At 61.7% G+C, this 12,814-nt stretch carries 12 protein-coding genes; 4 read left to right on the top strand and 8 right to left on the bottom strand.

The features are described 5' to 3' along the window. Positions 1 to 37: 37 nt before the first annotated feature. The 3 genes from LCH97_RS10580 to LCH97_RS10570 all read left to right on the top strand — a co-directional run bounded on the left by LCH97_RS10580 (position 38) and on the right by LCH97_RS10570 (position 4,722). A complete protein-coding gene (locus LCH97_RS10580) occupies positions 38 to 1,354 on the top strand; it encodes an aspartate aminotransferase family protein (protein ID WP_227301686.1) in 1,317 nt (438 codons plus the stop codon). Between the two features lie 66 nt (positions 1,355 to 1,420). Next, complete coding sequence (locus LCH97_RS10575) at positions 1,421 to 2,908, top strand: CoA-acylating methylmalonate-semialdehyde dehydrogenase (RefSeq protein ID WP_227301685.1); 1,488 nt, start codon at positions 1,421 to 1,423, stop codon at positions 2,906 to 2,908. Between the two features lie 173 nt (positions 2,909 to 3,081). Next, on the top strand, positions 3,082 to 4,722 hold the full coding sequence (locus LCH97_RS10570; protein ID WP_227301684.1) for a methyl-accepting chemotaxis protein: 1,641 nt from the start codon (positions 3,082 to 3,084) through the stop codon (positions 4,720 to 4,722). Positions 4,723 to 4,916: 194 nt separating this feature from the next. Here the strand turns inward: LCH97_RS10570 and LCH97_RS10565 are convergent, their stop codons facing one another. The 8 genes from LCH97_RS10565 to LCH97_RS10530 all read right to left on the bottom strand — a co-directional run bounded on the left by LCH97_RS10565 (position 4,917) and on the right by LCH97_RS10530 (position 12,238). Next, positions 4,917 to 5,213 (bottom strand): putative quinol monooxygenase, encoded by a 297-nt coding sequence (locus LCH97_RS10565; protein ID WP_227301683.1) that lies wholly within the window; start codon positions 5,211 to 5,213, stop codon positions 4,917 to 4,919. A 179-nt stretch (positions 5,214 to 5,392) separates the two neighbouring features. Then, entirely contained in the window at positions 5,393 to 6,919 is a 1,527-nt protein-coding gene (gene lnt / locus LCH97_RS10560) for an apolipoprotein N-acyltransferase (protein ID WP_227301682.1), read from the bottom strand. A gap of 1 nt (position 6,920) precedes the next feature. After that, positions 6,921 to 7,757, bottom strand: coding sequence for an HlyC/CorC family transporter (locus LCH97_RS10555; RefSeq protein WP_017507343.1), 837 nt, complete (start codon positions 7,755 to 7,757; stop codon positions 6,921 to 6,923). Between the two features lie 8 nt (positions 7,758 to 7,765). Further along, entirely contained in the window at positions 7,766 to 8,275 is a 510-nt protein-coding gene (ybeY, locus tag LCH97_RS10550) for an rRNA maturation RNase YbeY (RefSeq protein ID WP_147686585.1), read from the bottom strand. Beyond that, complete coding sequence (locus LCH97_RS10545; protein ID WP_227301681.1) at positions 8,256 to 9,224, bottom strand: PhoH family protein; 969 nt, start codon at positions 9,222 to 9,224, stop codon at positions 8,256 to 8,258. The genes ybeY and LCH97_RS10545 overlap by 20 nt, the downstream gene beginning before the upstream one ends. Further along, the gene (locus tag LCH97_RS10540; RefSeq protein ID WP_227301680.1) at positions 9,221 to 9,568 is read right to left on the bottom strand and encodes a hypothetical protein; all 348 of its coding nucleotides are present in this window, start codon (positions 9,566 to 9,568) and stop codon (positions 9,221 to 9,223) included. Before LCH97_RS10540 ends, LCH97_RS10545 begins: the two co-directional genes overlap by 4 nt. A 47-nt stretch (positions 9,569 to 9,615) precedes the next feature. Next, a complete protein-coding gene (gene miaB, locus LCH97_RS10535) occupies positions 9,616 to 10,950 on the bottom strand; it encodes a tRNA (N6-isopentenyl adenosine(37)-C2)-methylthiotransferase MiaB (protein ID WP_227301679.1) in 1,335 nt (444 codons plus the stop codon). Between the two features lie 94 nt (positions 10,951 to 11,044). Then, positions 11,045 to 12,238, bottom strand: coding sequence for a cation:proton antiporter (locus LCH97_RS10530; protein ID WP_227301678.1), 1,194 nt, complete (start codon positions 12,236 to 12,238; stop codon positions 11,045 to 11,047). A 263-nt stretch (positions 12,239 to 12,501) separates the two neighbouring features. Between LCH97_RS10530 and LCH97_RS10525 the strand changes: the two genes are divergently transcribed. Then, positions 12,502 to 12,732, top strand: coding sequence for a DUF2061 domain-containing protein (locus LCH97_RS10525; protein WP_227301677.1), 231 nt, complete (start codon positions 12,502 to 12,504; stop codon positions 12,730 to 12,732). The last annotated feature ends 82 nt before the right edge of the window (positions 12,733 to 12,814 follow it).

The following is a 12,814-nucleotide window of genomic DNA, read 5'->3' as shown; positions in this document are numbered from 1 at the left end:
GGTCATCAGGCTGCAATAAGGCAGAGGAGACACCGCAATGAACCACCAAGCAATGGACGCATTCTGGATGCCGTTTACGGCAAACCGCCACTTCAAGGCCAACCCGCGCATGCTAGTCAGCGCAGACGGCATGTACTACCAGGACGATGCCGGTCGCAGCATCCTGGACGGCTGCGCTGGGCTGTGGTGTGTCAATGCCGGCCACAATCGGAAGCCTATTGTCGAGGCTATCCAGCGCCAGGCAGCTACGCTGGACTACGCACCACCGTTCCAGATGGGCCACCCCAAGGCATTCGAAGCGGCAGAGAAGCTGGCAGAGATGGCGCCGGTCGGTCTGGATAAAGTGTTTTTTGTGAACTCGGGCTCCGAGGCTGCCGATACCGCACTGAAAATGGCCATCGCCTACCACCGTGTGCGTGGTGATGCCGGCCGGGTGAAGCTGGTTGGCCGCGAGCGCGGCTACCATGGGGTGAACTTTGGTGGGATCTCGGTCGGCGGCATTGCCGGTAACCGCAAGCTGTTCCCTGTTGCGCTGCCGACGACTGACCATATCCGTTCTACGCACGATCTGGCACGTAACGCCTTCACCCGTGGTGAGCCGGAGTTCGGTGCCGAGTTCGCCGATGAATTGGAAGCGCGCATTACGACGCTGCACGACCCATCTACCATTGCGGCCGTGATCGTGGAGCCGATGGCGGGTTCTACCGGCGTGCTGATTCCGCCCAAAGGCTATCTGAAGCGCCTGCGCGAGATTTGCGACAAGTACGGCATCCTGCTGATTTTTGATGAAGTCATCACCGGCTTTGGCCGCCTGGGGGCCGACTGGGCTGCCAACAAGTTCGACGTACTGCCGGACATCATCACCTGCGCCAAGGGCTTGTCCAACGGCGTGGTGCCGATGGGCGCGCTGATCGTCAAACCCGCCATTCACGATGCCTTTATGGCGGCAGCCGCCGAGCGTGCCATCGAGTTCCCGCATGGCTACACCTATTCGGCCCACCCGCTGGCCTGCGCTGCCTCGGTGGCGACGCTGGACTTGTATCGTGACGAAGGCTTGTTCCAGCGTGCGGCCAACCTGGCGCCGCGCTTCGAAGAAAAAGCCCACGCGCTGCGCGGCACCCGCCATATCAAGGACATCCGTAACCTGGGTCTGGTGGCCGGTATCGAGCTGGATAGCCGCCCGGGTGCGCCAGGTGCGCGCGGCATGGATGTGTTCCTGAAGTGCTGGGAAAAGGGTGTACTGGTGCGCTTTACCGGCGACATCATCGCCGTGTCGCCACCGCTGATCATCAGCGAAGCCGAGATCGACCGCCTGTTTGCCACCATTGGCGAAGCCATCCACGAAGCCGACTGACCCACGGCACGCTGCGGCCAACGTTGGCCGCAGTAGCCTGAAACTGACATTGATAAAGCTGACACCATGAAAACCATCCCACACCTGATTGCCGGCGAGCTGCATAACGGGCAGGGCAGCCGATTTGCCGATGTATACAACCCTGCGCTGGGCGAAGTGATTGCTCGCGTACCGTTGGCCAGCGATGACGATATCAACGCCGCCGTGGCCGCCGCCCGCCGCGCCTTTCCAGCCTGGGCCGAGACCTCGCCGCTGAAGCGCGCCCGCGTGATGTTCAAGTTCAAAGCCCTGCTGGAAGACAATGCGCTAAAGCTGGCCGAGATCATCTCGCAAGAACACGGCAAGGTGGTGTCGGACGCCATGGGCGAAGTGACCCGTGGCCTGGAGGTTGTCGAGTTTGCCTGCGGTATTCCGCAGCTGCTGAAGGGCGAGTTTACCGAGCAGGTCGGTAGCGGTATCGATAGCCACAGCCTGCGCCAGCCGCTGGGTGTGGTAGCCGGTATCACCCCGTTCAACTTCCCGGCCATGGTGCCACTGTGGATGATTCCGGTGGCGCTGGCCTGCGGTAACACCTTTATCCTGAAACCGTCCGAGCGCGACCCGTCCGCGGCCATGTTCCTGGCCGAGCTGCTCAAGCAAGCCGGCCTGCCCGACGGCGTATTCAACGTATTGCACGGCGACAAGCAGGCAGTAGACGGCCTGCTGACCCACCCGGATGTGCAGGCCATCAGTTTTGTCGGCTCCACGCCGATTGCACAATACATCTATGAAACCGGCGCCCGTCACGGCAAGCGCGTGCAGGCGCTGGGTGGTGCCAAGAACCACATGGTGGTGATGCCGGATGCCGACCTGGACGGCACGGTAGAGGCGCTGATCGGTGCCGCTTATGGCTCGGCGGGCGAGCGCTGCATGGCCATTTCGGTAGCGCTGGCGGTAGGTGATATTGCCGACGCGCTGGTAGAGAAGTTGGCCGCACGTGCCCGCGAGCTGAAAATCGGCGTGGGCAACGACGCCACCGCCGAAATGGGCCCGCTGGTGACACGCGTACACCAACAGAAAGTAGCGGGCTATATCGACCAGGGCGTAGAGGAAGGCGCCAAGCTGGTGGTGGATGGCCGCGGCTACCGCCACGCGGGCTACGAAAACGGCTTCTTCCTGGGCCCCAGCTTGTTCGATAACGTGACACCCGAGATGACCATCTACCGCGAAGAAATCTTTGGCCCGGTGTTGTCCATCGTGCGGGTGCCGGATTTTGAGACCGCCGTGCAGCTGATCAATAGCCACCAGTACGCCAACGGTACCAGTATCTTTACCCGCTCTGGTGCGGCCGCGCGCGAGTTCGGCCACCGCATCCAGGTGGGCATGGTGGGTGTCAATGTGCCTATCCCGGTGCCCATGGCTTTCCACAGCTTTGGCGGCTGGAAAGCATCGCTGTTTGGCGATCATCACATGCACGGCCCGGAAGGCGTGCGCTTTTACACCCGCATGAAAACCATCACCACACGCTGGCCAGACAAGCTCACTGCCGAATTTGTCATGCCCACCATGAAGTAATGCTCTGTCCACGATAGGGGGATAACCCTTGTATCGCAGCTTCAACCCGGCTTTGGCCGGGTTTTTTTTGTTGAAGCCAATGACAAACTGTCTGATGCGGCTTAAATTGCTTGATACAAATACGCTACATAATGTGGCTGAATTTAATAAAAATGCTTCACGGGAGTGATGGAATGCAAAAATCCGCTGGTTTGTCACTGAAGCGAAGGTTGCAGCTTCAGGTAGTGCTGGTCACTGTAATTCTCTGTGTGCTGGGCGTGCTGTCGCTGATGCATGAGCGCGCCACCATGCTGGAAGACCGTCAGGTAAAGGTACGCAACCTGGTGGAGTCTGCCATGACCGTGGTGAAGGCCTACGAAGACAAGGCCAGTAGTGGCGCGCTGAGCGAAGCCGAAGCCAAAAAGCAGGCCGCCTCGGTGCTGAATGCCATGCGCTACGACGAACGCGAGTACTTTTTTGCCTTTGATCGCGAGTGGAACTGGGTAGCCCATGGCGCGAAAGCCGCCATGATAGGCAAAAACCTGAATACCGTGAAAGACGCCTCTGGCGTGCCACTGAAGCCGCTGTTCGAGCAAGCGCTGCAAAAAGGCGGCGGCAAAGGCCTGGCGGCCTACGTGTGGGACAAGCCGGGTTTTGATACCCCGCAAGACAAGATTTCCTATATTGCCACCACGGCAGGCTGGGGTTGGGTACTGGGTACCGGCATCTATCTGGACGATGTACAAGCTGGCTTTATGGCACAGGCTTATGTGCTGATCGTCGAAGTGCTGCTGGCCGTGGCGCTGGTGGTGACCGTGGGCTATCTGATTCGCCGTAGCGTGATGCAACAGCTGGGCGGCGACCCGGCGCTGACGCGGGACGTGGTACACCGCATTGCCCAGGGCGACCTGAACGTGCAGGTACCGTTGGCCGCAGGCGATAAAGACAGCCTGCTGGCCGCCGTGGCCAATATGCAGCAGCACCTGCGCGAGCTGGTAGGCGGCATTGCCGGCAGCAGCAGCACCCTGTCCGGCATGGCTGGCAATATTGCCGGTAGTGCTGCGGCGGTGGCCAGCAGCTCGGACCAGCAAAGCCACGCGGCCACCGAAATGGCAGCGTCCATCGAACAGCTTACCGCCAGCATCAAGCAGATTGCCGAGCTGGCCGAGCATGCCCGCACCGTATCGGCCAGCTCCGGCCAGCTGTCCAACCAGGGCGGGGAGGTGATCGCCAGTGCCGTCAGCGAAATGCAGCGCATCAATAGCGCGGTCGATCAGGCAGCGGGCACCATTGGCAACCTGGTGAGCAAAACGCAAACCATCTCCACCATCATGCAGGTGATCAAGGACATTGCCGACCAGACCAACCTGCTGGCGCTCAACGCCGCTATCGAGGCTGCACGCGCTGGCGAAATGGGCCGTGGCTTTGCCGTGGTGGCCGACGAGGTGCGCAAGCTGTCCGAGCGTACCGCGGCGGCTACGCAGGAAATCGCCGGCATGATCAACGAAATCCAGGCGGGCTCCGAAGCCTCGCGTAGCAATATGGAAGAAGCCGTCAACCGCGTGAAAGCCGGCTTGGCCCTGGCCGAGCAGGGTGGCGAGGCCATCCACCAGATCCGCGACAGTGCCAACGGCGTGGTGGGCGTGGTAAAAGACATCTCGCAGGCGCTGGCCGAGCAAGGCCACGCCAGCGAGGAGATCACCCGCAATGTGGAGCAAATCGCCCAGGCTGCGGCCAATAACGCCGCCGCCTCCGGCCAGTCGTCGCAGGCCATTGGCGAGCTGAACGAGCTGACCCAGCGCCTGCGCAGCATGGTGTCGCGTTTTCAGGTGTAAGTTCTAGCCGGCATCGATTGCTGGCGTGTGCAGAGACGTGGCTTGCACGCCACGGTAGGTAAAAAAGGTTGGCCGCATAGCCTGTGACAGGGCGTGCGGCCAACCTTTTTCTTGATTGGCATGTTTACTGTTTGGCGCTAGGGTTAGCTGGACTATCGCTACAGACTCTGCAGTGGCGTCTGGCTAATGCAGGCTTAGGCTGTGATGGCGGTCATTTTGATCACCCGTGCAGGGCCTGTCCGGAAAGTAGGGCTAAGGGCATCGGCGGCGATCATATGCTCTGTTGCATCGTGTGCATCAAGCGCACTTTGAGTTGCCCATTTTTCAAGCAGCACAAATCTATTGTCGTCAGCAGCATCCGCGAATAGCGTGTACTGCAAACACCCTGGCTCGGCGTCAACTAATGGCTTGAGTTTTCTGTACAGATCAAGCTGGGCATCGCGTTGCCCAGGGATCACTTCAATCATAACGACCAGGCTCACTTCTTCCATGATTCATCCTTGGGCTGTCGGCTTGTCTCCAGCTGGCAGGGCAACACACGCAGCTGATGGATCATCATGTAAGCATGATGTGATTTGCGTATGCAATATTGATACTGATTGCGCTTGGAAATAATGCATTAGTCGTGAGTAAAGTGGGCAAAGGCCTTGTGGCCCTGCCCACTGTGTTTTCACGCAGCTGCGTGGTCGTTGCTTTGGGCCGTGCGGCGGTGCCACAGCCCCCAGCTACCTGCGATGACCAGCAGCACTGCGCACAGCAGCAATACCGGCGCGTTGCCGTGGCGCATATACGGTGTCAGGCCGCTGTGGCCTTGTACCGTGGCCAGCAGCGTCTGGCGGGTATCGGGCGCGGCCGCGGCAATCAGCTCGCCACGGTGGTCGATGGCGGCGGTCATGCCGGTATTGGTGGCGCGCAGCATGGGGCGGCCGGTTTCCAGTGCCCGCGCCTGCGACAGCTGCAGGTGCTGGCTCATGGCGTTGCTTTTGCCGAACCACGCCAGGTTGCTGACGTTGGCCAATACGGTCGCGTTGGCCGCCGGGCCGATCAGCTCTTCGCCAAAGCCGTCTTCGTAGCAGATGTTGAACGCAACCTTTTGCTGGCCGATGGTTAGCGGCGCCTGGTCTGCGCCACCTGGCGTAAAGCCGGACAGCGGCATGCGCAGAAACTGGTAAATCCAGCTGGTGATAGCAGGCAGCGGGATGAATTCGCCAAACGGTACCAGATGGTTTTTGGCGTAGTAATCCTGCGTGGGCTGGTTTAGCGCGATAACGGCGTTCAGGTAGCCACGGCCATCCGGCGTGCGGCGCGGGATACCGGCGATCAGTGCGGTTTTTTTACGGTCGGCTACGCCATTGATCATGGTGAGGTAGCCGGAGGGCAGGTCATCCAGGAACACCGGCAGCGCGGTTTCCGGTAGCAGGGTCAGCTCGGCCTGCGGCGCTTGCACCACCATGCGGTAGTAGGTGGCCAGGGTGAAGTCGAAGGTGGCCGGGTCCCATTTCAGCGCCTGCGGGATATTGCCCTGCAGCAGGGCCACGCGCAGGGGGGCGCCGGCGGGTGTGGTCCAGCTTTGTTGCTGCAGCCAGCCGCTGCCGCCCCACAGCGCCAGCAGCAAGCCGCCAAGGGCAGCGCGCCTGGCAAGATGCAGGCCGGCCTGCGGGAGCAGGGCCAGCACGCCAGCACTTAGCGCCACCGCTAGGGTAACGGCGTGGATGCCGCCTACCGGGGCCAGGCCGGTGAGCGGGCTTTCGGTAATCTGGCTATAGCCGATGGCGCCCCAGGGGAAGCCGGTAAACACCCAGCTGCGCAGCCATTCGCCCAGCGTCCACGCCGCGGGGAATACCACTAGCCAGCGCAAGGCAGGCAGGTGGTGCATGCGGGCGGCCAGCCAGGCGGCCAGGCCAGGGTAGAGCGCCAGGTACATGGGCAGTAGCAGGGTCATGCCGCCGGCCAGCAGCGAGGGCATGCCGCCGATATCGTGCAGGCTGATGTAGATCCAGTAGAACTGGCTGGTGTAGGCGGCCACGCCCCACACCCAGGCCAGGCCAAAGGCGCGCTGCGGCCAACGTTGTACCAGCATGATCAGCGCTGCCAGCGCCAGTAACGCCACCCAGTACAGGCGGTAGGGGGCAAAGGCCAGTACGGTGCTGGCGCCGGCCAGCGCGGCCAGCAGCAGGGTGAGTGCGTGGCGCAGCATGTCAGCTAGGCTTGGCGGCACGCCGCTCTACCAGCAGGGCGTGCAGGCGGCGGCTGTCGGCGCGGATCACGGTAAAGTGCCAGTCGTCCAGCTGCAGGCCTTCGCCACGGGTGGGTACGTAGCCCAGATTGGCCATCACCAGGCCGCCGACGGTGTCGACTTCGTCGTCGGGCAGGGTGCTGTCGAAGAAGGTGTTGAAGTCGTCGATGGCGGTGGTGGCGCGTACGCGGTAGCGGCCGCCGCGCACCGGCACGATATCGTCTTCTTGCTCTTCCAGATCGTGCTCGTCGTCGATCTCGCCCACGATTTCTTCCAGCACGTCTTCGATGGTCACCAGGCCGGACACGCCGCCGTATTCATCCACCACGATGGCCATATGCGTTTTGCTGGCGCGAAAGTCGCGCAGCAAGGCATTGAGCGGCTTGCTTTCCGGCACGAACACCACCGGGCGCAGTACCTTTTTCACGTCGAAGGCGTCGGGCTGGTGAAAGTAGTGCAGCAGGTCTTTGGCCAGCAGGATGCCCTTGATGTCGTCCTTGTCGTCGCCGATCACCGGAAAGCGCGAATGGCCGGTTTCGATGAGCTGCGGCAGCCATTTCTCGATGCTGTCTTCCAGCTTCAGCACGGTAATCTGGCTGCGCTGCACCATCACGTCGCGCACGCTTTGCTCCGAGAACGACAGCACGCCTTCGATCATGGATAGCGCCTCGGCGTCCATCAGGTTGCGCTCGAAGGCGGCGTGCAGCTGCTCGCGCAGCTCTTCGCGGTCTTCCGGCTCGTGGGTAAAGCGGTTCAGCAGGCGGTCAAACCAACTGGCGGGTTTACTGGGGTCGTCCATAGGTGGGGTCAGGTTTTCTCTGCGGCGTAAGGGTCGTCATAGCCTAACTTGGCGAGGATGGCGGTTTCAAGCGCTTCCATGATGTTGGCCTCGTCGTCCTGCTCGTGGTCAAAGCCTTGCAGGTGCAGCATACCGTGTACGGTGAGGTGGGCGTAGTGCGCGTCCAGCGTCTTGCCTTGTTCGGCGGCCTCGCGGGCAACCACCGGGGCACAGAACACCAGGTCGCCAAACAGTGGCATGCCCGCCACGGTGTCGCCTTCGTTCAGCGCGAAGGACAGCACATTGGTGGCGTAGTCCTTGCCGCGGTAGTCGTGGTTCAGCTGGCGGCCTTCGGCCTCGTCTACCACCAGCAGCGATACCTGCGCCTGGCGGTGCTGGCGCTGCAGGGCGGCCTGGCACCAGCGGCGCCATTGTTTGCCGTCCGGCAGCGGCTGCTCGCTTTCCAGGCGGTCTTCCAGGGTCAGGTCCAGCCGTGCGGCCAACCTTTGCAGGAAGGGGTTACGTTTCGCTTTTTTCATCTTGTCTTGCCTGATAGTGGTCGTAAGCGTCGACGATCTTCTGCACCAGCGGGTGGCGCACCACGTCGTCGCTCTGGAAATGGTGGAAATGGATGCCGCGCACCTTGCCCAGGATGCGCTCTACTTCGACCAGGCCGCTTTTCTGGTGGCGCGCCAGGTCGATCTGGGTCACGTCGCCGGTAATCACGGCGCGCGAGCCAAAGCCGATACGGGTGAGGAACATCTTCATTTGTTCGGGCGTGGTGTTTTGCGCCTCGTCCAGGATGATGAAGGCGTTGTTCAGCGTACGGCCGCGCATATAGGCTAGCGGGGCGATTTCGATCAGGTTCTTTTCGAACAGGCGCGCCACTTTGTCAAAGCCCATCAGGTCGTACAGCGCGTCGTACAGCGGACGCAGGTAGGGGTCTACTTTTTGCGCCAGGTCGCCGGGTAGAAAGCCCAGCTTCTCGCCGGCTTCCACCGCGGGGCGTACCAGCACGATGCGCTTCACCGCGTCGCGCTCCATGGCATCTACCGCGCAGGCTACCGCCAGATAGGTTTTGCCGGTGCCGGCCGGGCCGATGCCAAAGGTAATGTCGTGGCCGAAAATGGCCTTGATATAGGCGCCCTGGCGCGGAGTGCGGCCTTTGAGGTCGCGGCGGCGGGTAGCCAGCTGCGGGGTGTCGTCGTCCTCGCCTTGCGGGTTGTGCTGGCGCGCTTCTACCAGGCTCAGCTGGATATCGCGTATGCCCAGATCACGCTTTTCGGCCATATCGTAAAAGCGCAGTAGCAGGGCCAGCGCCGCGTCGGCGTGTTCGCCACGTACGGTGAACTGCTCGCTGCGGCGCTGGATAACCACATCCAGCCCGGTTTCGATCTGCTTGAGGTTTTCGTCCAGCGCGCCGCACAGGCGGGCGAGGCGGTCGTTATCGACAGGAGTAAAGCTGTGGGTGCAGGTAGGTTCGCTCATGGACGCTTTGCTGTAGTTGGCGGGCATTGGCGCTGGCGCTGCAGGCTTTGCAGGCGGGCCAGCCTTTCTTCCAGGGCCTGGATACGGTCGTCGTCGGCGCGCGGGGTGCCTACCGGCAGGCCAAAGCCCACGCCGATGCTACCGTGGCTGCCTACCGCGCCGCCCAGGCCGATGTTCAGTGTAACCGGCGCCCGCAAGTTTGTGCGCTCGCGGCTCAGCACCAGGCTGGTGTCGGCCACGGCTTGCGCCAGGCCGGCGCAGTCCAGCGTGGCGGGGTCGGGTTGCTTCAGGCTGGCACAGGCGGCCAGTAGCAAGCAGGCAATCAGCGTCAGGGTACGTGGCATGGTGGCTCCGGTAGGCGCCGGGCAGTACGCCGCCCGGCTGGCCTGGCTCAGACGGTTTCCGTGGTGAGGATTTCGCCGCCCAGCGAGTGCGGGTTGGCTTCGGTAATCACCACGTCTACCAACTGGTTGATCAGCCGTGGCTGGCCGACAAAGTTCACCACGCGGTTGTTGGCGGTACGGCCTGCCAGCATGCCGGGGTCTTTTTTGGAGATGTTTTGCACCAGCACGCGCTGTACAGTGCCCAGCATGCTCTGGTTGATCTCGAAACCGCGCGCTTCGATTACTTCGTTCAGCGCTTCCAGGCGGCGTACTTTTTCCTTGTGCGGGGTATCGTCCGTGAGGTTGGCCGCAGGCGTGCCCGGGCGCGGGCTGTAGATGAACACGTAGCTGAAATCAAAAGCCAGGTCTTTTACCAGCTTGAGCGTCTGCTCGAATTCGGCTTCGGTTTCACCGGGGAAGCCCACGATAAAGTCGGACGACAGGCACAAGTCAGGACGGATGGCGCGCAGCTTGCGGATGATGGATTTGTATTCCAGCGCGGTGTAGCCGCGTTTCATGGCGGCGAGTACGCGGTCGGAGCCGCTTTGTACCGGCAGGTGCAGGTGCGATACCAGCTTGGGCAGGCGCGCGTAGCAGTCGATGATGCGCTGGCTGAATTCGCGCGGGTGGCTGGTGGTAAAGCGCATGCGCTCGATGCCGGGGATCTCGTGCACGTATTCCAGCAAGGTGGCAAAGTCGGCGATCTCGCCGTCGGCCATGGCGCCGCGGTAGGCGTTCACGTTCTGGCCCAGCAGGGTGATTTCTTTCACGCCTTGCAGCGCCAGGTTGGCGATTTCGGTGAGCACGTCGTCAAACGGGCGCGACACTTCCTCGCCACGGGTGTAGGGCACCACGCAGAACGAGCAGTATTTGGAACAGCCTTCCATCACCGACACCATGGCGGCAGCGCCGTCTACCTTAGCTGGCGGGATATGGTCGAATTTTTCGATTTCGGGGAAGGAAATATCCACCTGCGAGGTGCCGCTTTGCTGGCGGCTCTTGATCAGCTCGGGCAGGCGGTGCAGGGTTTGCGGGCCGAAGACGACGTCTACATACGGCGCGCGCTTCACGATGGTGTCGCCTTCCTGGCTGGCCACACAGCCGCCCACGCCAATAATCAGGTTGGGGTTGGCTTCTTTCAGCGGGCGGATACGGCCCAGGTCGGAAAACACCTTTTCTTGCGCTTTTTCGCGCACGCTACAGGTATTGAACAGGATCACGTCGGCTTCTTCCGGGTTTTCCGTCTTGATCATGCCCTCGGTACTGCCCAGTACGTCTACCATTTTGTCCGAGTCGTACTCGTTCATCTGGCAGCCGAATGTCTTGATGTAAACCTTTTTCATGCTGGTATCTGCAAAAAAGAGAAGGCCAGCTCACACCGGCCACCTGTTTGGCGGGGGCGTTTTTGCTGGCGAATGAATAGCTTGCGCGAGTTTATCACATCGCGCCGGCAGCAGCAGCGGGCGGGCCGGCGCGGCGCAATGCCAGGCGGAACAGCAGCGGGTTCAGCAGGATGGACAATATCGCCCCGGCCATGATCAGCGCATGGCCACGCTCGGGCAGCAGCTGCAGACTCAGGCCCAGGTTGGCCAGAATGAACGAGAACTCGCCGATCTGCGCCAGGCTGGCGGCCAGCAGCCAGCGCTCCCCGCGTGGCTGGCGCAGCAGCGCCATCAGTAGCCAGGCGGCCAGACCTTTGCCCACGATGATGATGGCCAGCGTAGCCAGCACGGCAGCAGTATCGGTAATCAGCACGCGCGGGTCGAACAGCATGCCGGCCGCCACGAAGAACAGCACCGAAAACGCATCGCGCAGCGGCATGGCTTCTTCGGCCGCGCGGTGGCTGAACGGCGAGCCGGCCAGCACCGTGCCGGCAAAGAAGGCGCCCAGCGCAAACGACACATCGAACAGCGCGGTGGCACCGTAGGCCACCCCCAGTGCCGTGGCCAGTACGCCCAGGCGGAACATTTCGCGGCTACCGGTGTAGACGATTTTCTCCAGCATCCACGGTATGGCCTTCTGCCCCACCAGCATCATTACCGCCACAAAGGCGGCGACTTTGCCCAGCGTTATCAGGATGGCCTGCAGCGAGTCGCCCAGGTTGGCCGCAGCGCTGCCGGCCAGCGCCGGAATCAGCACCAGCGCCAGAATAGTGGCCAGGTCTTCACTGACCAGCCAGCCTACCGCTACCTTGCCGGCCGGGGTTTCCAGCTTGTCATGTTCTTCCAGCGCCTTGAGCAGCACTACAGTGCTGGCTACCGATAGCGCCATGCCAAACAGCAGGCCTTGCGGCACGCTCCAGCCCAGCAGCACGCCCAGGCCACAACCCAGGGCGATGGCCACGGCAATCTGCGCAAACGCGCCGGGTAGTGCAATGCGCCGCACCGCCCACAGGTCTTGGATGGAAAAGTGCAGCCCGACGCCGAACATCAGCAGGATCACCCCCAGCTCGGCCAGCTCGGCAGCCAGGTGGCCATCAGCCACAAAACCCGGGGTGAAGGGCCCGACCAGAATGCCGGCAGCCAGATAACCCAAGAGTGGCGGCAGGCGCAGCTTGAGCGCCACGGCACCCAGCAAAAAGGCGGTGACCAGTGCGCCGACCAGTGTGGTAATCAGTGGGGTAGCGTGCATGTTTTCTCCCTGTCCATTGTCGTTTTGTGGTCGCCAGCACGGCTGCGTCTGCGGGCGGGGCGGCAGGGCGCAGCTGGCCTGTTGGTGCCGGGTCTGGCTGGCGGCTATTTAAAGATAGAAAGTCTGGCGGCGGCAGAGTTCACCGTTTGGGCATAATCCATCGAATTTGTTTTACTTAATGGGGTGGCTAGTAACATTCAATTTCTACTATTAAATTAAAATAACTATCATCACAACAAGTTCAATAGCTGTTGGAGTGCATCATGATCAAGACCATCACCTTCGCCATCTGTCATTTCACCGTGGCGTTCAGCGTGGCTTATCTGCTCACCGGCAGCTTTGGCATTGCCAGCCTGCTGGCCCTGGTCGAGCCACTGGTGAATACCGTGGCGTACTACTTTCATGAAAAAGTATGGGATCGCATCAGGGCCAAAAAAGGCGCCATGCCGGATACCGCTACCGCCGGGCATGGCGGGCTGCTGCATCGGCACTAGGGGCTTGCCTTGATATGTAAAAGCCTGGTGTAGAATTGCATCATTTTTGTAGGGTTTTGTTGCGTGTCGGCGAATGTGCCGA

This window comes from Vogesella sp. XCS3, assembly GCF_020616155.1.
Lineage (GTDB): Bacteria > Pseudomonadota > Gammaproteobacteria > Burkholderiales > Chromobacteriaceae > Vogesella.
This window is presented reverse-complemented; position numbering and strand designations above follow the sequence as displayed.